The 21,113-nt window shown below is 71.9% G+C and carries 20 protein-coding genes; 2 read left to right on the plus strand and 18 right to left on the minus strand.

The window, feature by feature from the left end:
* Window positions 1-14: 14 nt before the first annotated feature.
* The 16 genes from ACWDCZ_RS23645 to pgsA all read right to left on the minus strand — a co-directional run bounded on the left by ACWDCZ_RS23645 (window position 15) and on the right by pgsA (window position 15,816).
* Window positions 15-2,444 carry a RelA/SpoT family protein gene (locus ACWDCZ_RS23645; protein ID WP_181970527.1) on the minus strand — a complete coding sequence of 810 codons (2,430 nt, stop codon included), beginning with the start codon at window positions 2,442-2,444 and terminating at the stop codon, window positions 15-17.
* A gap of 177 nt (window positions 2,445-2,621) precedes the next feature.
* Entirely contained in the window at window positions 2,622-3,173 is a 552-nt protein-coding gene (locus tag ACWDCZ_RS23650) for an adenine phosphoribosyltransferase (protein WP_049651822.1), read from the minus strand.
* A gap of 28 nt (window positions 3,174-3,201) precedes the next feature.
* Window positions 3,202-4,302, minus strand: a complete 1,101-nt coding sequence (gene secF / locus ACWDCZ_RS23655; RefSeq protein WP_049651823.1) for a protein translocase subunit SecF — start codon at window positions 4,300-4,302, stop codon at window positions 3,202-3,204.
* A gap of 4 nt (window positions 4,303-4,306) precedes the next feature.
* Window positions 4,307-6,094, minus strand: a complete 1,788-nt coding sequence (secD, locus tag ACWDCZ_RS23660) for a protein translocase subunit SecD (RefSeq protein WP_380781165.1) — start codon at window positions 6,092-6,094, stop codon at window positions 4,307-4,309.
* A 147-nt stretch (window positions 6,095-6,241) separates the two neighbouring features.
* Window positions 6,242-6,649, minus strand: a complete 408-nt coding sequence (gene yajC, locus ACWDCZ_RS23665; RefSeq protein ID WP_053112055.1) for a preprotein translocase subunit YajC — start codon at window positions 6,647-6,649, stop codon at window positions 6,242-6,244.
* Between the two features lie 260 nt (window positions 6,650-6,909).
* Window positions 6,910-7,980: a Holliday junction branch migration DNA helicase RuvB gene (gene ruvB / locus ACWDCZ_RS23670; RefSeq protein ID WP_380667329.1), complete on the minus strand. Its 1,071-nt coding sequence runs from the start codon at window positions 7,978-7,980 to the stop codon at window positions 6,910-6,912.
* Between the two features lie 53 nt (window positions 7,981-8,033).
* On the minus strand, window positions 8,034-8,645 hold the full coding sequence (gene ruvA / locus ACWDCZ_RS23675; protein ID WP_117487159.1) for a Holliday junction branch migration protein RuvA: 612 nt from the start codon (window positions 8,643-8,645) through the stop codon (window positions 8,034-8,036).
* Window positions 8,642-9,193, minus strand: coding sequence for a crossover junction endodeoxyribonuclease RuvC (ruvC, locus tag ACWDCZ_RS23680; protein WP_049651444.1), 552 nt, complete (start codon window positions 9,191-9,193; stop codon window positions 8,642-8,644). The genes ruvA and ruvC overlap by 4 nt, the downstream gene beginning before the upstream one ends.
* Before the next feature lie 152 nt (window positions 9,194-9,345).
* Window positions 9,346-10,104, minus strand: coding sequence for a YebC/PmpR family DNA-binding transcriptional regulator (locus ACWDCZ_RS23685; RefSeq protein ID WP_049651428.1), 759 nt, complete (start codon window positions 10,102-10,104; stop codon window positions 9,346-9,348).
* Between the two features lie 89 nt (window positions 10,105-10,193).
* Window positions 10,194-10,811 (minus strand): pyridoxal 5'-phosphate synthase glutaminase subunit PdxT, encoded by a 618-nt coding sequence (gene pdxT, locus ACWDCZ_RS23690; protein ID WP_049651445.1) that lies wholly within the window; start codon window positions 10,809-10,811, stop codon window positions 10,194-10,196.
* A gap of 96 nt (window positions 10,812-10,907) precedes the next feature.
* Complete coding sequence (pdxS, locus tag ACWDCZ_RS23695; RefSeq protein WP_049651429.1) at window positions 10,908-11,819, minus strand: pyridoxal 5'-phosphate synthase lyase subunit PdxS; 912 nt, start codon at window positions 11,817-11,819, stop codon at window positions 10,908-10,910.
* A gap of 129 nt (window positions 11,820-11,948) precedes the next feature.
* Window positions 11,949-12,494, minus strand: a complete 546-nt coding sequence (locus ACWDCZ_RS23700) for a LemA family protein (protein ID WP_049651430.1) — start codon at window positions 12,492-12,494, stop codon at window positions 11,949-11,951.
* A gap of 29 nt (window positions 12,495-12,523) precedes the next feature.
* A complete protein-coding gene (locus ACWDCZ_RS23705; protein WP_049651431.1) occupies window positions 12,524-12,892 on the minus strand; it encodes a 5-carboxymethyl-2-hydroxymuconate Delta-isomerase in 369 nt (122 codons plus the stop codon).
* 61 nt (window positions 12,893-12,953) lie between these two features.
* A complete protein-coding gene (locus ACWDCZ_RS23710) occupies window positions 12,954-14,138 on the minus strand; it encodes a glycosyltransferase family 4 protein (protein ID WP_049651432.1) in 1,185 nt (394 codons plus the stop codon).
* A 51-nt stretch (window positions 14,139-14,189) separates the two neighbouring features.
* Window positions 14,190-15,152 (minus strand): phosphatidylinositol mannoside acyltransferase, encoded by a 963-nt coding sequence (locus ACWDCZ_RS23715; protein ID WP_241852867.1) that lies wholly within the window; start codon window positions 15,150-15,152, stop codon window positions 14,190-14,192.
* A gap of 16 nt (window positions 15,153-15,168) precedes the next feature.
* Window positions 15,169-15,816 (minus strand): phosphatidylinositol phosphate synthase, encoded by a 648-nt coding sequence (gene pgsA / locus ACWDCZ_RS23720; RefSeq protein WP_049651434.1) that lies wholly within the window; start codon window positions 15,814-15,816, stop codon window positions 15,169-15,171.
* 254 nt (window positions 15,817-16,070) lie between these two features.
* On the opposite strand from pgsA, the gene ACWDCZ_RS23725 reads away from it, so the two are divergent.
* A complete protein-coding gene (locus ACWDCZ_RS23725) occupies window positions 16,071-18,119 on the plus strand; it encodes an elongation factor G-like protein EF-G2 (protein WP_449816895.1) in 2,049 nt (682 codons plus the stop codon).
* 32 nt (window positions 18,120-18,151) lie between these two features.
* On the opposite strand, the gene ACWDCZ_RS23730 is transcribed toward ACWDCZ_RS23725, so the two are convergent.
* Complete coding sequence (locus ACWDCZ_RS23730; RefSeq protein ID WP_234348356.1) at window positions 18,152-18,577, minus strand: thiol-disulfide oxidoreductase DCC family protein; 426 nt, start codon at window positions 18,575-18,577, stop codon at window positions 18,152-18,154.
* 195 nt (window positions 18,578-18,772) lie between these two features.
* Here ACWDCZ_RS23730 and ACWDCZ_RS23735 point away from each other — a divergent pair, with 195 nt between their 5' ends.
* Entirely contained in the window at window positions 18,773-20,419 is a 1,647-nt protein-coding gene (locus tag ACWDCZ_RS23735) for a hypothetical protein (RefSeq protein WP_079272097.1), read from the plus strand.
* 67 nt (window positions 20,420-20,486) lie between these two features.
* Here the strand turns inward: ACWDCZ_RS23735 and ACWDCZ_RS23740 are convergent, their stop codons facing one another.
* Complete coding sequence (locus ACWDCZ_RS23740; protein ID WP_049651438.1) at window positions 20,487-21,047, minus strand: HIT family protein; 561 nt, start codon at window positions 21,045-21,047, stop codon at window positions 20,487-20,489.
* Window positions 21,048-21,113: the final 66 nt, after the last annotated feature.

A 21,113-nucleotide genomic window follows, 5' to 3' on the forward strand; every position in this document is an offset into this window, starting at 1 on the left:
GGCGGGGGCCGCCGCTACTTGCGGGCGGAGGTGACGCGGTAGACGTCGTACACGCCCTCGACGCCGCGCACCGCCTTGAGCACGTGGCCCAGGTGCTTCGGGTCGCCCATCTCGAAGGTGAAGCGGCTCATCGCCACCCGGTCCCGGGAGGTCTGCACCGCCGCCGACAGGATGTTGACGTGCTGGTCGGAGAGCACCCGGGTGACGTCCGACAGCAGCCGCGAGCGGTCCAGCGCCTCGACCTGGATGGCCACCAGGAAGACCGAGGACTGGGTGGCCGCCCACTCGACGTCGATCATGCGCTCCGGCTGCTGGTTCAGCGCCTCCACGTTGACGCAGTCGGCGCGGTGCACCGAGACGCCGTTGCCGCGGGTCACGAAGCCGACGATCGGGTCGCCCGGCACCGGGGTGCAGCAGCGGGAGAGCTTGACCCAGACGTCCTCGACGCCCTTGACGATCACGCCCGGGTCGCCCTTGGCCCGGCGGCGCACCGCGCGCCGGTTGTCGTGGGTCGGGGTGGCGGTCTCCGCCAGGTCCTCGGTCGCGCCCTCCTCGCCGCCGAGCGCCTGGACCAGCTTCTGCACGATGTTCGGCGCGGCGACGTGGCCCTCGCCGATCGCGGCGTAGAGCGAGGAGATGTCGGGGTAGCGCATCTCGTGGGCCAGGGTGACCAGCGAGTCGCCGGTCAGGATCCGCTGGATCGGCAGGCCCTGCTTGCGCATCGCCCGGACGATCGCCTCCTTGCCGTGCTCGATCGCCTCCTCGCGGCGCTCCTTGGAGAACCAGGCGCGGATCTTGTTGCGGGCGCGCGGCGACTTGACGAAGCCCAGCCAGTCCCGGGACGGGCCGGCGTTCTCCGCCTTGGAGGTGAACACCTCGACGGTGTCGCCGTTCTCCAGGGTCGACTCCAGCGGCACCAGCCGCCCGTTGACCCGGGCGCCTATCGTCCGGTAGCCGACCTCGGTGTGCACCGCGAAGGCGAAGTCGACCGGGGTCGCCCCGGCCGGCAGGGCTATCACGTCGCCCTTGGGGGTGAAGACGAAGACCTCGTTGCTGGCCAGGTCGAAGCGGAGCGACTCCAGGAACTCGCCCGGGTCGGCGGTCTCCTTCTGCCAGTCCAGCAGCTGCCGCAGCCAGGCCATCTCGTTGACGGCGCCGGCCTTGTCGTCCTTGCGGACCTGGGTCGGGGTGTCGGTGCGGACCTTGGAGGCCCCGGCCACCGCGCGCTGCTTGTACTTCCAGTGCGCGGCGATGCCGTACTCGGCCCGCCGGTGCATGTCGAAGGTGCGGATCTGCAGCTCGACCGGCTTGCCCCCGGGGCCGATCACCGTGGTGTGCAGCGACTGGTACATGTTGAACTTGGGCATCGCGATGTAGTCCTTGAACCGCCCCGGCACCGGGTTCCACCGCGCGTGGATGGTGCCCAGCGCCGCGTAGCAGTCGCGGACGGTGTCGACCAGGACCCGGATGCCCACCAGGTCGTAGATCTCGGCGAAGTCCCGGCCCCGGACGATCATCTTCTGGTAGACCGAGTAGTAGTGCTTCGGCCGGCCGGTGACGGAGGCGGTGATCCGGGCGCCCCGCAGGTCCCCCTGGACCTGGTCGATGACGGTCGCCAGGTACTCGTCCCGCTTGGGGGCGCGCTCGGCGACCAGCCGGACGATCTCGTCGTACATCTTGGGGTAGAGGATCGCGAAGGCGAGGTCCTCCAGCTCCCACTTGATGGTGTTCATGCCCAGCCGGTGCGCCAGCGGGGCGTAGATCTCCAGCGTCTCGCGGGCCTTCTTCTCCTGCTTCTCCCGCTTGAGGTAGCGCATCGTGCGCATGTTGTGCAGGCGGTCGGCCAGCTTGATCACCAGGACCCGCGGGTCCTTGGCCATCGCCACGACCATCTTGCGGACGGTCTCGGCCTGCGCGGCCTCGCCGAACTTGACCCGGTCCAGCTTGGTGACGCCGTCCACCAGCAGGGCCACCGAGTCGCCGAAGTCCTTGCGCAGGGTCTCCAGGCCGTAGTCGGTGTCCTCGACGGTGTCGTGCAGCAGCCCGGCCATCAGCGTCGGGGCGTCCATGCCGAGCTCGGCCAGGATCGTCGCGACGGCCAGCGGGTGGGTGATGTACGGGTCGCCGCTCTTGCGCTTCTGCCCGCGGTGCCACTTCTCGGCCACCGCGTACGCCTTCTCGATGTCGCGCAGCAGAGCCGGGTCGGCCTTGGGGTCGTTGGCCCGGATCGAGCGGAACAGCGGTTCCAGGACGGGGTTGAGCACGCTGGAGCGCTGGCCGCCCAGGCGGGCCAGCCGGGCCCGCATGCCGCCGGTGGAACCGCGGCCGGAGGGGCCGAGCGAACGCGAGGAGGTCGGCGCCGGGCGTGCCGGGGTGGCCCCCGAGGGCGTGGGACGGTTTTCGGGGGTGGCCGCTTCGGCCGTGGGCACAACCTCGTCGGGCAAGGACTACTCCTCGGGGCACCGGGGCCGACCCCTGCCGAGGCCCGAACGGTCCGGGACAACCGGGAGGGGATGAATCTTCATGGTACCGAGCCGGGCGCCGGGGTGTTCATCCGGCCGGGCCAGGAAACGGAAGGACGGCGGTCGGATGTCCCGACCGCCGTCCTTCCGACGAGTCCCTCAGACCGTGACCAGCGTCTCCAGCGGAGCGCCGCCCAGGTGCCCGGCCAGCCGCTCGCGGCCGTCCAGGAAGCCCAGCTCCATCAGCACCACGACGCCCGCCAGCTCGGCCCCGGCCTCCTTCACCAGGTCCAGCGAGGCGCCGATGGTGCCACCGGTGGCCAGCACGTCGTCCACCACCAGCACCCGCTCACCGGGCGTGAAGGCGTCGCACTGCACCTCCAGCGTCGCCGAGCCGTACTCCAGCTCGTACGAGCGCCGGAACACCTCGCCGGGCAGCTTGCCCTGCTTGCGGATCGGCACGAAGCCGAGCCCGGCCGCGAAGGCCGCCGGGGCCGCCAGCACGAAGCCGCGCGCCTCCAGGCCCACGACCTTGGTCGCACCGAGCTCCGCGGCCCGGTCCGCCAGCGCCCGGGTGAGGGCGCCGAAGGCCTCGGCGTCGGCGAGCAGCGGCGCGATGTCCTTGAACAGCACACCCGGCTTCGGGTAGTCCGGGACGTCCCGGATCCGGCTGTTCAGCAGCTCGGCCAGTGCGGTGTCGGCGGTGGTCACGGTGGGTTCCTCGGGTTCGTGGTCGGGTTCAGCGCTTGGTGGACGGACGGCCCTTGGCACGGGTGCCGGCCGAGCGGCCACGCTGTCCGACCATACCCGCAGGCTGCTCCTCGTCGTCCGGCTCCCCGTCCGCCGTGACGGCGTCCCCGGCCTCCGCCTTGGCGGCGGCCGAGGCCCGGTGCTGGAGGACCCGCTTGCGCAGCGCCTTCATCTCCGGCTGCTCCTCCTTGAGCTGCGCCAGCAGCGGGGTGGCGACGCAGATCGAGGAGTAGGCACCGGCCGCGAGACCGATGAACAGCGCGAGCGAGATGTCGTTCAGGGTGCCGGCGCCCAGGAAGCCGCCGCCGATGAACAGCAGCGCGGCGACCGGCAGCAGCGCCACCACGGTGGTGTTGAGCGAGCGCACCAGGGTCTGGTTGAGGCCCGCGTTGGCGGCCTCGCTGTAGGTGAGCTTGTTCTGCTTGGTGATCCCCTTGGTGTTCTCCTTCACGGTGTCGAAGACGACGACCGTGTCGTAGAGGGAGTAACCGAGGATCGTCAGGAAGCCGATCACCGTACCCGGGGTGACCTCGAAGCCCACCAGGGCGTACACGCCGATGGTGATCAGGAGGTCGTGGATGAGGGCGACCAGCGCGGCCAGCGCCATCCGCCACTCGAAGGCGATCGCCAGGTAGACCGTCACCAGGACCATGAAGACGACCAGGCCGGTGAGCGCCTTCTGGGAGATCTGCTTGCCCCAGCTGGGGCCGATCACCTGGGCCTCGACGGTGTCCAGCGGCACGCCGAGCTTCTGGGAGAGCTCGGAGCGGATCTCGTCGGAGCTCTTCGGCTCCTCGGTGCTGACCTGGATGCGGATCTTGCCGTTGTCGGTCGACTGCACCAGCGGGTGCGAGGAGACGACCCCGTCGGCGGTTTCCTGCGCCTGGGAGACCGTCAGGCCGGGCTTGGCCACGGTGTAGACCGAGCCGCCCTTGAACTCGATGCCCAGGTGCAGGCCCATGGCCAGGCCGATCGCCGCGACCAGCACGATCACGCCGGAGATGGAGTACCAGAGCTTGCGGCGACCGACGAAGTCGAAGCTGACCTCGCCCTGGTAGAGCCGGTGGCCCAGGTTGGAGAAGCGTGACACGGTGTCAGGCCTCCTTCACGGCGGCAGAGGAAGGGTTACGGCGACGGCTGCTGCGAAGCGGCGGGCGGGCGCCCAGTCGCTTCGGGTCCAGGCCGGACCACGGGTGGCCGTTCAGGAAGAACTTGCGGCGGGCCAGCAGCGTGATCAGCGGCTTGGTGAAGAGGAAGATCACCACGACGTCGAGCGCGGTGGTCAGACCCAGGGTGAAGGCGAAGCCCTGGACCTTGCCGACCGAGACCACGTAGAGGACGGCGGCACAGAGGAAGGACACGAAGTCCGAGACCAGGATGGTGCGCCGGGCGCGCGGCCAGGCCCGCTGGACCGCCGGGCGCAGCGGGGCGCCCTCGCGGACCTCGTCGCGGATGCGCTCGAAGTACACGATGAAGGAGTCGGCGGTGATGCCGATCGCGACGATCGCACCGCAGACCGCCGGCAGGTTCAGCGCGAAGCCGATCGCGTTGCCGAGCAGGCTCATGATCGAGTAGGTCAGGGCCGCCGAGACGAGCAGACCGGCGATCGAGACCAGGCCGAGGCCGCGGTAGTAGACCAGCGAGTAGGCGACCACCAGCAGCATGCCGATCGCGCCGGCCACCAGGCCGGCCTTGAGCTGGTCGCTGCCGAGCGCCGGGGAGACGGTGGTGATGTCGCTCTTGACGAACTCCAGCGGCAGGGCGCCGTAGCCGAGCACGTTGGACAGGTCCTGCGCCTCGGCCTGGGTGAAGCGGCCGGTGATCACGGCGCTGCCGCCGGGGATCGCGTTCTTGACCTCGGGGTGCGAGACGACCTGGTTGTCCAGGACGATCGCGAACTGGTTGTTCGGCGGGGCCTGGGTGGCGAGCTGGCCGGTGACCTTGGTGAAGTCGTCGGTGCCGTTGCCGTTGAACTGCAGCTGGACCTGCCAGCCGGCACCCGTCTGGGTGTCGAGGGTCGGCTGCGCCTTGGAGACGTCCGAGCCCTTCACGGCGACGGGGCCGAGCGCGAGCTTCTCGTAGTAGCCGTTCTCGGGCTTCTGCGAGCAGGCGACGACGGCCTTGTCGTCGGGGCCGGTCTGGGCGGTGCGGACCTCGGGCTTGGAGCAGTCGAGGGCGGCGAACGCGGCGCTCAGCTCCGGCGGCACGGTGCCCTGGGTCATCGCGGCGCTGAGGTCGGCGGCGCTCGGCGGGGTGGCCGCGGCGCTCGGGGCGCCGGTGGCGGGGGCGGTGGGCGCGGTGCTCGCGCCGGTGGCCGCGGCGGTCGGGCTGGCGCCCTCGGCGGCCAGCGCCTCGCTCTCGGGGCGGCCCTGCTTGGTGGCGCTCGCGCCCGGGGACGGGGTGCCGGCCGTGGCGGCGGGCGGGGTCGCGCCCGGGGTGCCGGTGGCGGCGGCGGACGGGGTGCCCGTGGGAGCCGGGGCGGTGACGCCGCTGGGCGCCACGGCCAGGACCGGACGGAAGAACAGCTTGGCGGTGGTACCCACCTGGTCCGCCGCGTTCTGCTGGTTCCCGCCCTTGGGGATGTTCACGATGATCGTGTTGTCGCCCTGGGTCTGGACCTCCGCCTCGGAGACACCCATACCGTTGACGCGGCGCTCGATGATCCCGGTGGCGATGTCCATGTTGGACTTGGTGATCGCCTTGGGGTCGGTCGACTTCGCGGTCAGCGTGATGCTGGTGCCACCGGCGAGATCGATCCCGAGCCGGGGCTTGGTGGTGCCCGTCCCGAACATGAGGGCGACCAGTCCGACGGTGACGACCAGGATGAGGGCCAGCGCCCGCCCTGGGTAGCCGTCGCGCGGGCGCGACTTGGGTGTTGCCACCTTGCTCGTTTCTCCCTGTCCATGCCACTTCCCCGACCGGACCCCCGTCCGGCTCGTGGCGGGACAGGGGTCCGGCGGTTCTGCGGCCCTGAGGTCCTGTGGGCTCGCGGCACTGTGCCGCGCGGCCGGGCGGGTTGCCCGTCCGTACTACTTGCTCGCGGGAGCCCCGCCCTCGACGTCGCCCTTCTCGGCGCTGTCCTTGGAGAGCGACAGCGGCTTGTCCTCGACCGGCTCGGCGTCGGCCTCCTCGGCCTCCGGCTCGGGCAGCTCGTCATCGGCGGGGCGGCCGTTGATGATCGCGTCGTACTCCTGGGGGTCCAGGACGGCCGCGATGGCGCTCTTGGTGAAGTGGGTGACCACGCCGGGCGCGATCTCCAGCTCGACGGTCTCGTCGTTGACCGCCTTCACCTGGGCGTACAGACCGCCGATGGTGCGCACACCGGCCCCCGGCTCCAGCGCCGTCTGCATCTGCTGCATCTGCGACTGGCGCTTCTTCTGCGACCGGAACATGAGCACGATCGCGATGATCGGGAGGAGAAGGATGATGAGGTTCACTGCAGCCAGGGTCCTTTACGGGCCGCCGGCCGGCGGCCTGTGTGGTATTGGTCGGCCCGTCAGGTGAGAGGGGCGGTCCGGCGGAGTCTAGGCGACCCCGAATCGATCGGACAACGCCAAGCATCGCATCATGCCGCCGAAAGTGGCGACCCTCCGCCTGCACAGTTTCCCCGGACGCCACTCCCGGCTCTCCCGTGCGCCACCACGGGAGCACCGGCCGGGAACCGACCGGCCCGACTCACCCGTTCAGCCGATGGCGGTCAACTTTCGTCGGCGGGGAACAGGTCCGGCTGCGCCGGAACACGCCCGCGGGTGGTCTGGACCGGCGGGGTCAGGCCGAGGTGCTGCCAGGCGGCCGCGGTGGCGATCCGGCCGCGCGGGGTGCGGGCGAGCAGGCCCTCGCGGACCAGGAAGGGCTCGGCGACCTCCTCGACCGTCTCCGACTCCTCACCCACGGCGACCGCCAGTGTCGACAAACCGACCGGACCGCCGCCGAACAGCCGCAGCAGCGCGTCCAGCACCGCGCGGTCCAGCCGGTCCAGCCCGCGGGCGTCCACCTCGTAGACGTCCAGCGCCTGGGCGGCGATCCCGGCGTCGACCACGCCGTCGTGCCGGACCTGGGCGTAGTCGCGGACCCGGCGCAGCAGCCGGTTGGCGATGCGCGGGGTGCCGCGCGAGCGCCCGGCGATCTCGGCCGCGCCGGCCGGGTCTATCTCCACGTCCAGCAGCGCGGCCGAGCGGTGCACCACCCGCTGGAGCTCGGCCGGGGCGTAGAACTCCATGTGCCCGGTGAAGCCGAAGCGGTCGCGCAGCGGGGGCGGCAGCAGGCCGGCCCGGGTGGTGGCGCCGACCAGGGTGAAGGGCGGCAGCTCCAGCGGGATGGCGGTGGCGCCCGGGCCCTTGCCGACGATCACGTCGACCCGGAAGTCCTCCATCGCCATGTAGAGCATCTCCTCGGCCGGCCGGGACATCCGGTGGATCTCGTCGAGGAAGAGCACCTCGCCCTCGGTGAGCGAGGAGAGGATCGCCGCGAGGTCCCCCGCGTGCTGGATGGCCGGGCCGGAGGTGATCCGGATCGGGGCGCCCAGCTCGGCGGCGATGATCATGGACAGGGTGGTCTTGCCGAGCCCGGGCGGGCCGCTCAGCAGCACGTGGTCGGGCGCGCTGCCGCGCTGGCGGGCGGCCTGGAGCACCAGCGACAGCTGCTCGCGCACCCGCTCCTGGCCGATGAACTCGTCCAGGAGCTTGGGGCGCAGCGCCGCCTCCACCGCCTGGTCCTCACCGTCGGCGGCGGCCGTGACCAGCCGGTCGGTGGGTTCCGGGTCGTACATCGTCGCGGGCTCCAGAGTCTCCGGTGTCGACAAAAGGACAGATCGTCAGTTGGTCAGCGGGCGCGGTTGAGGCCGCGCAGGGCGAGCCTGAGCAGGGCGCCGACGTCCGTCACCGCCTGCGCCTCGGCCTCCGGGGTGACGGCCGCGACCGCCTCGTCCGCCTCGCGCGGGGCGTAGCCGAGGCCGGTCAGCGCGGAGTGCAGCTGCTCGCTCCACGGCGCCGGGCCGCTCGCGATCGGCTTCTGCGCGGGCACCGCCCCGTGCGGGGCGCCGAGCTTGTCCTTGTACTCCAGCAGCAGCTTGGCCGCCTTGGCCTTGCCGATGCCCGGCACCGCGACCAGCGCCTTCTCGTCGCCGCCCGCGATCGCGGCGCGCAGCGCGTCGGGGCTGTGCACGCCCAGGATCGCCTGCGCCAGCTTGGGGCCGACGCCGGGCGCGGCCTGGAGGATCTCGAACACGGCGCGCTCGTCGTCGTCCGCGAAGCCGAACAGGGTCAGCGAGTCCTCCCGGACCACCAGCGAGGTGGCCAGCCGGGCCGGCTCGCCCAGCCGCAGCCCGGCCAGGGTGTTCGGGGTGCACTGCACGGCCATGCCGACCCCGCCGACCTCGACCACCGCGATCCCGGAGGAGACGGCCGCCACGGGCCCTTGCACGAAGGCGATCATCGGACGGTGCCTTTCGGAGGAGTGGAGCGGGAGGTGGCGCGGGCGGCCCGGACGGCGGCCTCCAGCCGGTTGGTCGCCCCGCCGCGCCAGATGTGGCAGATGGCCAGCGCCAGCGCGTCGGCGGCGTCGGCGGGCTTGGGCGGCGCGTCCAGCCGCAGCAGGCGCTGCACCATGGCGGTGACCTGCGCCTTGTCGGCCCGGCCGGAGCCGGTGACGGCGGCCTTGACCTCGCTGGGGGTGTGCAGGGTGACGGGGATGCCGCGCCGGGTGGCGCAGAGCATCGCGACGGCGCTGGCCTGGGCGGTGCCCATCACGGTGCGGACGTTGTGCTGGGCAAAGACCCGCTCGACGGCCACCAGGTCGGGCCGGTGCTCGTCCAGCCAGGCCTCGATGCCCTGCTCGACCTGGAGCAGCCGCTCCCCGATCTCCGCCTCGGCGGGGGTGCGCACCACGCCGACCCCGGCCATCCGCAGCGGCCGGCCCGGCGCGCCCTCGACCACGCCGACCCCGCACCTGGTCAGCCCCGGGTCCACGCCCAGTACCCGCACCACTCGCCCGTCTCCCTGCCACTCGCCACGAAGGACCTCCGCAGGCTACCGCCCGGGTCCGACAACCCCGCCGACGACACCGGCCCGGTGGTCCAGGGACCACCGGGCCGGGCAGTGGGACCGGTCACCCACCGACGATCACTGGGCGGTGATCACTCGGCGTCGAGCTGCGCGCCGACCTCGTCGGAGATGTCGAAGTTGGCGAAGACGTTCTGCACGTCGTCGCTGTCCTCGAGCGCGTCGATCAGCTTCAGGATCTTGCGGGCGCCGTCGACGTCCAGCTCGACCTGCATGCTGGGGAGGAAGTTGGCCTCGGCCGAGTCGTAGTCGACGCCGGCGTCGACCAGCGCGGTGCGCACGGCGACCATCTTCGAGGCCTCGGAGACGATCTCGAACGAGTCGCCGAGGTCGTTGATCTCCTCCGGCTCCTGGTCCAGGACGACCTCGAACAGCTTGTCCTCGTCCACGCCGTCGGCCTTGGGGACGATGACGACACCCTTGCGGGTGAACAGGTACGAGACCGAGCCCGGGTCGGCCATCGAGCCGCCGTTGCGGGTCATCGCGACGCGCACGTCGGAGGCGGCGCGGTTGCGGTTGTCGGTGAGGCACTCGATCAGGACCGCGACACCGTTCGGGCCGTAGCCCTCGTACATGATGGTCTGGTAGTCGGCGCCGCCGGCCTCCAGACCGCCACCGCGCTTGACGGCGCGGTTGATGTTGTCGATCGGGACCGAGCTCTTCTTCGCCTTCTGGATGGCGTCGTAGAGGGTCGGGTTGCCCGCCGGGTCGGGTCCGCCGGTGCGCGCCGCCACCTCGATGTTCTTGATCATCTTGGCGAAGAGCTTGCCGCGCTTGGCGTCGATCACGGCCTTCTTGTGCTTGGTGGTAGCCCACTTAGAGTGGCCGGACATCGCCAGCTCCTTTACGTCGCCAAAGGGAAATGAACAGATGAGATCTTACCGGTGTCGCCGGCGGTGGGGCGCACACGGTGGGCGGCGGTCTACCGACCGGCGAGGTGCTCCTCGACCATCCGCACGAAGTACGCGTGGACCCGGTGGTCGCCGGTCAGCTCCGGGTGGAAGGAGGTGGCCAGCAGGTTGCCCTGGCGCACCGCGACGATCCGGCTCTCCGGGCCGTCCGCGGCGGGCAGCTCGGCCAGCACCTTGACGCCCGCGCCGACCCCCTCGACCCAGGGGGCGCGGATGAAGACGCCGTGCACCGGCGCGTCGTCCAGGCCCGCGAACTCGATCCCGGACTCGAAGGACTCGTTCTGGCGGCCGAAGGCGTTGCGGCGCACCGTCATGTCGATGCCGCCGACGGTCTGCTGGTCGTCGCGGCCGTCCAGGATCTTGTCCGCCAGCATGATCATGCCCGCGCAGGTGCCGTAGACCGGCATCCCGTCGGCGACCCGCTCGCGCAGCGGCTCCATCACGCCGAACAGCAGCGCCAGCTTGGACATGGTGGTGGACTCCCCGCCGGGGATCACCAGCGCGTCGACCTCGGCCAGCTCCTCGGCGCGGCGCACCGGACGGGCGAGCGCGTCGGCCTCGGCCAGCGCCACCAGGTGCTCGCGGACGTCGCCCTGGAGGGCGAGGACGCCGATGACAGGAGTGCTCACGGTCTTCAACCTCTATCGATCGTTACGACGGACTACGTGGCGCGGCCCGCCGCGCGCCGAGGCGCTGCGGCGGGCCGGCTCGGAAACTGCGGGTGGTTACCAGCCGCGGTTGGCGTAGCGCTCGGTCTCCGGCAGGGTGTCGCAGTTGATGCCGACCATGGCCTCGCCCAGGTTGCGGGAGGCGTCCGCGATGACCTTCGGGTCGTCGAAGAAGGTGGTGGCCTTCACGATCGCGGCGGCACGCTTGGCCGGGTCGCCCGACTTGAAGATGCCGGAGCCGACGAAGACGCCCTCGGCACCCAGCTGGCGCATCAGCGCGGCGTCGGCCGGGGTGGCCACGCCACCGGCGGAGAACAGCACGACCGGCAGCTTGCCGAGCTCGGCGACCTCCTTGACCAGCTCGTACGGGGCGCGCAGCTCCTTGGCGGCGGCGAACAGCTCGTTGTTGTCCAGCGCGCGCAGCTTGCCGATCTCGTTCTTGATCTGGCGCAGGTGGCGGACGGCCTCGACGACGTTGCCGGTGCCGGCCTCGCCCTTCGAGCGGATCATGGCCGCGCCCTCGGCGATGCGGCGCAGGGCCTCGCCCAGGTTGGTGGCGCCGCAGACGAAGGGGGTGGTGAAGGCCCACTTGTCCGAGTGGTTGACCTCGTCGGCCGGGGTCAGCACCTCGGACTCGTCGATGTAGTCGACGCCCAACGACTGGAGCACCTGGGCCTCGACGAAGTGGCCGATGCGGGACTTGGCCATCACCGGGATGGAGACCGCCTCGATGATCTCCTCGATCATGTTGGGGTCGGACATGCGGGCCACGCCGCCGTCCTTGCGGATGTCGGCCGGAACCCGCTCCAGGGCCATGACGGCCACGGCGCCGGCGTCCTCGGCGATCTTGGCCTGCTCGGCGTTGACCACGTCCATGATCACACCGCCCTTGAGCTGCTCGGCCATGCCGCGCTTGACCCGGGCGGTGCCGATCTGCGGCTGGTCTGCGGTGGTGGGGGTCGTGGACACGTGAGACCTCACTCGAAGATGAATCAGTGCTATCGCCCTATGGTAGGCAGACCGGATGGCCCACTCATGCGCCACCAAGTCCAGCCAGGACGACGGGACACGACAAACGGGCCGTATCCGGGGGACACCTTAAGCAGGCGCCCCTTCGGGCGTGAGAGCGGGCGGCGGTGCATCGTCCATCTCGAACGCCAACGGGAACGGCGCCTTCCCCGCCAACCGGAAGTACCGCACCAGCCGGTGCTCGCGCACCGCCCGCGCCGCCCGCACCGCGTCGTTGTGGAACCGGCGGGCCATCGGCACCCGCCGCACCGCGGCCGTCAGCTCACGAACCGCGTCCTCGCCACCCGGCTCCGCCACCAGCGCCGCCATCTGCTCCGGCTCCTCGAACACCGCCCGCAGCGCCAGGCTCAACTGGCTCTCCGCCACCTCGCGCTGCTCGTCATCGGCCTGCCGGGCCGCGTGCGCCGCGTCCAGCAGCAGCAACGAGGCCGCCGGATCCAGCAGCGAGGACGTCGCCAGCTCCATCGCCACCGAGGCCCGGCGCACCAGCTGCGCGTCCAGCGCCGCCCGCGCCGCGTCGATCCGGGCGTGCAGCCGGTCCAACCGACCGGCCGTCCAACTCAGGTACATGCCGAACAGCACCACGGCCACGCCGGCCCAGATCCAGGTAGTCACGGGCCGCTACGTTACCCGGTGTCACCGGTTCAGCCCCGGGCGGTCGCGTTCCGGTAGCTCTCCCGGTCGATGTCCGCGATGTTCACCGCCGTGAACAGCCGGGTGCCCGGCCTCGGCCGGACGAACCGCGCCAGCAGCGCCAGCACGCCCTCGCTCAGCGCCGCCTTCGCCTCCGGCGAACGGCCCGGGAAGATCTGGAACTCCACGAACACCTGGGTGTCCCCGGCCGCCCCGCTGGTCCCGACCACCAGCAGCTCGCTCTGCCGGAACACCGTCTTGCAGGACTCCGGCTTCGCGTCGATCGTCGCCTCGGCCAGCCGGTTGATCGCCAGGCCGAGGCCCCGGCGGTCGAAGGTGCCGGCCAGGTCGGCCGAGTAGTCGACGGAGATCTGCGGCATCGTCGCCCCCGTGGATCGCAGTGGTACGGACGCCCGACCCTAACCCCACCGACCCCGGGGATCAGTCCCGGGCCAGCCCGAACCGGCCGCGCCGACCGCTGCGCACGTCCTCCTCGACCACCGCCGCCTGGCCCGCCGTCACCGTCTCGTACACCGCCAGGATGTCCGCGCCGACCGTCGACCAGTCGAACCGCCGCACGTGCCGCGAAGCCGCCTCCCGCAGCTCCTCCAGCCGCGCCGGATCACCCAGCAGCCGCAGCGCCGTACGGGCCAGCGCGTCCGCGTCCTCCACCGGGAACAGCTCGCCCGCGTCCCCGCCGTCCAGCACCTGCTTGAACGCGTCCAGGTCGCTCGCCAGCACCGGCGCACCCGCGGACATCGCCTCGACCAGGATGATCCCGAAGCTCTCGCCCCCGGTGTTCGGCGCCACGTACAGGTCCACGCTGCGCAGCAGCCGGGCCTTGTCCCGGTCGCTCACCATGCCGAGGAACTCCACCTGCCGGCGCACCTCCGGCGCCAGGCCCGCGACCGCCTCCTCCTCGTCGCCCTTGCCCGCCACCAGCAGCCGCACCCCCGGCCGCTCCGCCAGGATCCTCGGCAGCGCCGCCAGCAGCGTCGGCAGGCCCTTGCGCGGCTCGTTGATCCGGCCGATGAAGCCGATCGTGCCCGGCTCCCCCTTCGCCGCACCGCCCGTCCAGCGCTCGTCCGGCTCGGCCTCCGCGAAGAAGCCCACGTCCACGCCGTTGGGGATCACCACCGCGTCCCCGCCCAGGTGCTCCACCAGGGTGCGCCGGGCGTACTCCGACACCGCGATCCGGGCCCGGATCTTCTCCAGCCCCGGCTGGAGGATCGGCGAGGCCGCGATCATCATCCGGGACCGCGGGTTGGAGGTGTGGAACGTCCCCACCATCGGCCCGGTCGCCGACCAGGCGGCCAGCATCGACAGGCTCGGCGCGGCCGGCTCGTGCACGTGCAGGATGTCGAAGCGGCCGTCGTGCAGCCACCGCCGCACCCGCGCCGCCGACAGGATGCCGAAGCTCAGCCGCGCCACCGACCCGTTGTACGGCACCGCCACCGCCCGCCCGGCCGGGACCACGTACGGCGGCAGCGCCTCGTCGTCCTCGGCCGGCGCCAGCACCGACACCTCGTGCCCCAGGCCGATCAGGTGCTCGGCCAGGTCCCGGATGTGGAACTGCACCCCACCGGGGACGTCCCAGTCGTACGGGCAGACGATGCCGATCTTCACGGGTTCCTCAAGCTCCTTCGGACGGTCGTGCGGGCGGGACGGCGGAACGGATCAGGACCCGGAGGCCTCGGCCACCGGCTCCGGGGCCCCCTCCGCGCGCTCCGCGGGCGCCGCCTTCACCGTCTCACGGACCGGAAGGTCGGCGAGCCAGAACCTCTGCAGCATGTGCCAGTCCTGCGGGTGCTCGCGGATGCCCCGCTCCCACACCCCCGCCATCGCCTGGGTCATCGCCCGGGTGCGCTCCTTGCGGTCGCCCTCCTCGGGCACCGGCACCTCCGGGTGGATCCGGCCCCGCAGCACCGGACCGTCGTACCAGAGCGTCACCGGCATCAGCGCCGCCCCGGTCCGCTGGCACAGCGCCGCCGGACCGGCCGGCATCCGGGTCTCCTCACCGAAGAACGTCACCCCGATACCCGCCTCCGACAGGTCCCGGTCCCCCACCAGGCAGACCAGCCGGCCCTCGCGCAGCCGCCGCGCCAACGTCCCGATCACGTTCACCGAACCGCCGGTCAGCGCCAGGACCTCCATGCCCTGGCCCTCCCGGAACTCCACGAACCGGTCGAACAGCCGCTCCGGCTTCAACCGCTCCGCGACCGTGGTGAACGGGTAGCCCTGCTGCGCCACCCAGGTCCCCGCGAGGTCCCAGTTGCCCATGTGCGGCAGCGCTATCACCGCGCCCCGACCGGCCTCCAGCGTCTCCCGCAGGTGCTCGAAGCCGTCCACCTGGACATCCCGGGCCACCCGCTCCCGGCTCCACACCGGCAGCCGGAACGACTCCATCCAGTACCGCAGGTACGAGCGCATCCCGGCCCGCGACAGCTCCCGCATCGCGGCCTCGTCCAAGCCCGGACGGACCCGGCGCAGGTTCGCCTCCAACTGGAGCACCCGCTTGCCGCGCTTGCGCCACGCGTAGTCCGCCAGCCGGTCGAACAGCCCCGCGGCCACCCGCTCCGGCAGGTGCTTCAGCAGCCCCCACCCCAGCGCGTACGCCCAGTACACCAGTCGGTCCGTCACCGCAGGACGCCCCCCATCAGCTCCCGGCCGCCGCTCGGTCGGCCTCGAACGCCTCCCGGCGCACGGTCAGCATGCGCTGGAACACCGTCACCAGGCTGCCCGCCGCCACCAGCCACAGCGCCACCGGCAGCAGCCACTCCACGTACGGCACACCGAACGTGTGCAGACCCGCGACCCCGGCCGCCACCAGGCTGGCCACCAGCCGCTCGGCCCGCTCCACCAGCCCCGACACGTCGCACGGCAGACCCTGGCTCTCCGCCCGCGCCTTCGTGTACGACACCACCAGACCGCTCGCCAGGCAGAAGATCGCCACCGCGCAGAGCAGGTTGTCGTCACCCTTGCCCGCGTACCACATCGCCAGACCACCGAAGATCGCCGCGTCCGCGACCCGGTCCAGGGTGGAGTCGAGGAACGCCCCCCACTTCGAGGTCCGGCCCAACTGGCGGGCCATGTTCCCGTCGACCAGGTCCGAGAAGATGAACAGCGTGATCGTGATGGTGCCCCAGAAGAACTCCCCGCGCGGGAAGAACACCAGCGCACCGGCCACCGAACCGGCGGTACCGATCAGCGTCACGGCGTCCGGACTCACACCGAGGCGGATCAGGAACGCGGCGAACGGGGTCAGGACACGTGTGAAGAAGGCACGCGCGTATTTGTTGAGCATGGCCTTCCCAGCCGCTCCGATCTCCCAGATACCGCCTGGCGCGGAACGCGCGGCAGACGGCCGGGCGGATCAGCCCGTCCGGCCCACCCATCGTAGCCACGCCGGAGACACGCTCCGGCGCACGCACCGCCGGGTCGGCGCCCCCGCCACCACCCACACACGGACCGTCACCGACCGGCCCCTACGACACGCGCCCCGCAGAACCCGACCCTAGACTGCCAAAGACAGCCTCGGCGCCACGGGAGGAGACCCCGATGCCCGACCGCAGCACGGCACGAGCCGGCCAGGCACCCCCCGTCAACGGCCCGAAGGACCTGCGCAACGTCGTCCTCATCGGCCCCAGCGGTGTGGGCAAGACCACCCTCGCCGAATCCCTCGCCCTCGCCTCCGGCGCCACCGGCCGGGCCGGCCGCGTCACCGACGGCACCACCGTCTCCGACCACGAGGACATCGAGCACCAGCAGCAGCGCTCCGTCCAACTCGCGCTCCTCCCCCTCGAATGGAAGGGCGTCAAGATCAACCTGATCGACCCGCCCGGCCACCCCGACTTCACCGCCGACCTGCGCGCCGCCCTGCACGCCGCCGACGCCGCCGTCTTCGTCGTCTCCGCCACCGACCCGGTCACCGCCCCCACCCGCGCCCTGTGGCACGAATGCGCCGCCGAAGGCATCCCCCGCGCCATCGCCGTCGCCAAACTCGACCTCGCCCACACCGGCTTCGACGACATCCTCACCGCCTGCCACGACGCCTTCGACCTCGGCCCGGACACCCTCCGCCCGCTCTTCCTGCCCGTCCTCCACGACGGACACCCCGACGGCAGCGTCGACCTCCTCACCGGCGACACCTACGGCGACACCGACCCCCTCCCCGACACCACCCCCGCCCACGACAGCCTCGTCGAGGCCATCTCCGGCCAGGACGACACCCTCATGGAGCGCTACCTCTCCGGCGACCCCCTCGACACCGACTCCCTCGAAGCCGGCCTGCGCCGCGAAGTCCTCTCCTGCACCCTCCACCCCGCCGTCCCCACCAGCGAGAACGGCCTCGGCGCCGCCGAACTCCTCGACCTCATCGCCCACACCTTCCCCGACCCCACCGAACGCACCCGCCCCGCCCCCGCCTGCGACCCCGACGCCCCGCTCGCCGCCCAGGTCGTCCGCGTCACCGGCGACGCCTACGTCGGCCGGATCAGCCTGCTGCGCCTCTACGCCGGCACCCTGCGCCCCGACACCCGGATCCACCTCACCGGCACCGCCCACACCGCCGACCAGAACGGCGACGAACGCGTCACCGCCCTCACCAGCCCCTTCGGCAAACTCCAGCGCCCCGTCCCGCACGCCGTCGCCGGCGACCTCGTCTGCGCCGCCAAACTCACCACCGCCCGCGCCGGCGACACCGTCCACGACCCCGGCCACCCCGTCGAACTCGACGGCTGGAACCTCCCCGAACCGCTCCTCCCGATCGCCGTCGAAGCCCACAGCAAGGCCGACGACGACAAGCTCTCCCAGGCCCTCGCCCGCCTCACCGCCGAGGACCCGGCCCTACGCCTCGAACAGAACCCCGACACCCACCAGCTCGTCCTCTGGTGCACCGGCGAGGCCCACGCCGAGGTCGTCCTCGACCGCCTCCGCACCCGCCACGGCGTCCACGTCGACACCGTCGAACCCAAGGTCGCCCTGCGCGAGACCTTCGGCACCGCCGCCGCCGGCCACGGCCGCCTGGTCAAACAGTCCGGCGGCCACGGCCAGTACGCCATCTGCGACCTGGAGGTCGAACCGCTCCCGGCCGGCTCCGGCTTCGAGTTCCAGGAGCACGTCGTCGGCGGCGCCGTCCCCAAGCACTTCATCCCCTCCGTCGAGAAGGGCGTCCGCGCCCAGCTCGCCAAGGGCGTCGCCACCGGCCACCCGCTCGTCGACGTCCGGGTCACCCTCACCGACGGCAAGGCGCACTCCGTCGACTCCTCCGACGCGTCCTTCCAGAACGCCGCCGCCCTCGCCCTGCGCGACGCCGCCGAGCACGCCGTCATCCGCCTGCTCGAACCCGTCGCCGCCGTCAGCGTCCTGCTCCCCGACGACTACCTCGGCGCCGTCCTCGGCGACCTCTCCGCCCGCCGCGGCCGCGTCCTCGGCAGCGAGACCGGCGGCACCGGCCTCACCCTGCTGCACGCCGAGGTCCCCGAACTCGAACTCGTCCGCTACCCGGTCGACCTGCGCTCGCTCACCCACGGCACCGCCGAGTTCTCCCGCGCCTACCTGCGCCACGAGCCGATGCCCACCGCCCTGGCCGAGCGCTACACCGACTGAGCGGCCCCGCGCCCGACCACGGCCGGACGGGTCTACGGCCGGACGGGCTTCCGGGCCGGCAGCGCACACGCCGCCGTACCCCCCGGCATCCGGTGCCGGTTGCGCGCCACCCAGCGGTAGACCACCCCCGCCACCGGCCGCACCGGCGCCGCCGTCAACACCGCGCCCAGATATGCCCACGCCCCGCCGGAGCGCATCAGCAGCCGCGCAACCCCCTGCGCGCCCCCGTACACCCGGCCGGTCGGCGTCACCCAGAGCACCTCGCGCTCCGCCCGCTCCGCCGACACCTCGCCCCGCCCGCCCGCACGCCCGTCCAGCCCCGCCAGGTCCGCGAACTGGAACGGCACCGCCTCCCAGCCCCCCGACGCCAGCGTCTGCCGCAGGTACCGCTCCGCCCAGCGCACGCAGGACGAGCAGAACGAACAGTCCCCGTCGAAGACCAGCACCGGATCCTTCACGGCCGCGCCCCTTTCGTCACTCCCACCACCCATCCTGCCCCACCGCCCCCATCCCTCCCACGGCGGGCATCGACCCGCCCGAAGCTGGGCATCATGCCCCTCAGGCCTCCGGTGACGGTACTTCAGACGATCATCCGCGCGGGGGTGCCACGGCACGGTAACCTGCCGCTGACAAGGGGAGGAGGGGACGCCACCGTGACCACACTCGACATGACCCCGGGTGCGCAGATACCCCGGACCGACACCGGGCCGCAGACCGCCATCACCCAGGGACTCTCCTCGACCGCCTACCGCGACGGCGAGATCCAGGGCTTCGTCGGCGCCGTCACCGACGCCACCGCGAAGAAGGGCCGCTTCGCGCTCTTCCGCCCCAACCTCGGCGAGGCCTTCAGCAAGGCGCTGGTCTCCCGCGCCCTGGGCGGCGCCCGCAAACCCCTCGTCCCGGCCTTCGGGGTCGACACCCGCCAGGTCGTCGAGCACTGCCTGGCCGCCGAGGAACTGCGCAACACCCGCGACCGGCAGCTCAGCACCGTCTCCATCGCCACCGGCGTGCTCTTCCTCCCCGGCACCCTCGTCTGGCTCGGCGCCTTCCAGCTCCGCGCCTGGCTCAAACGGGACAACCCGAAGAACGCGGCCGTCTACGGCGGCATCGTGCTCGCCGCGGCCGCCGCCCTCGCCGTCCTGCTCGCCCTGCGCCCGCCGGCCACCGGCTTCATCGGCGTCTACCTGCGCGTCACCATGCTCGCGCCGGTCATCGGCTGGTACCTCGCCCGCCGGATCGTCGAACGCTCCGCCAAGGACCTGCGCAGCCGCTGGCAGGCCCTGGTCGAGGGCAGCGCCGTCGCCGCCACCGTCGCCAAGGCCGTCCCCCGGGACGACCTCGACAAGAAGGCCGCCGACCTGCGCGACAAGCTCGGCCGCCTGGACGCCGAGCAGGAGACCAACATCCACCACTACGCCGGCCCCAAGGGCATCCTCGGCGCCGGCCGCCGCTGGGGCGAATGGCGCCTCGCCGACACCCTCCACCCCGCCGAGGGCCACGTCGACTTCCGCGCCTTCCACCCCTGGGACCTGATCCGCCGGATCTCCTCCCACCTGAAGGGCCTCGGCGTCAGCCACGTCGCCAACAGCGGCATGCCCAACGTCGCCATCAAGCAGTGGGTCGTCTTCGACATCGGCGAGGGCGCCGACGAGATCAGCCGCCCCGGCAACGCCGACATGGACGGCGACCGGATGCGCGACTTCGCCGTCCAGAGCGTCGCCGACAAGCAGACCTTCTCCGGCGGCCCCCGGCACTACCTCGCCACCCAGTTCATCACCCACGACGGCAAGCTGGTCCTCACCTTCACCGTCACCGTCACCCTGCTCGCCAACGTCCTCAACATCACCGTGTCCGGCTACGCGCTCGGCCCGGTCAAGGGCGTCTTCTTCGACAAGCCCAAGGACAAGGAGAAGTCGGTCGCCAAGACCGTGAAGTTCTGGGAGGAGCGCACCGTCAAGCTCCCCCTGATCGACAACGACGAGGTCGTCCGCCAGGCCGTCCGCGCCCCGTTCTACCGGATGCCCGGGCTGCTCACCTGGCTCGGCGGCGGACTCGGCCTGCCCGAGCCGTTCGGGCTGCGGCACATCTGGGCCGGCCGGGCCTGGGAGAACCGCTCCATGGTCGACAACGCCCAGAACGCCTCCGTCCCGGTGCTCGCCGCCGTCCACGCGGCCACGCTGGAGTTCCTGGAGGAGCACGACCTGGACGCCGACCGCTTCTTCAAGAACCGCACCTCGATCATCAAGTCCGAGGCGCAGAGCCCCCGCCCGTACGACGTCGACACCTTCAACGCCGGCTGACCCGCGGAACGCGGAAGGGCCCCACCGGGATCTCTTCGGTGGGGCCCTCTTGCGCTCGTGCTGTGGATCAGCCCTGCGGCCAGACCTCGGCCAGCATCTTCCGGGTGTCCGCCAGCAGCTGCGGCAGCACCTTGGTGTGGCCGACCACCGGCATGAAGTTGGTGTCCCCGCCCCAGCGCGGCACCACGTGCTGGTGCAGGTGCGCCGCGATCCCGGCCCCGGCCGCCGCGCCCTGGTTCATCCCGATGTTGAACCCGTGCGCCCCGGAGGCCGCCCGCAGCGCCGTCATCGCCTTCTTGGTGAAGTCCGCCAGCTCGGCCGTCTCGGCCTCGTCCAGGTCGGTGTAGTCGGCGACGTGCCGGTACGGGACCACCATCAGGTGCCCACCGTTGTACGGGTACAGGTTCAGCACCGCGAACACGGCACTCCCCCGGGCGATGACCAGCCCCTCCTCGTCGCTCAGCGACGGGATCGAGCAGAACGGACAACCGTCGTCCGGAGCCGGGCCGGTGGGCTTGTTCTCACCCTGGATGTACGCCATCCGATGAGGCGTCCACAAGCGGCGGAAGCCGTCCGGCTCGCCGACGCCCCGCTGAAGTTCCGGCTCAGTCGTCATGCTGATCAGCATATTCGCCCGACGGGGCTTGCAAAGCCGCGCGGGGCAGACTCATCGAGAGCCTGCCCCGCGCAACCC

The sequence above is a fragment of the Kitasatospora sp. NPDC001225 genome (assembly GCF_053597855.1).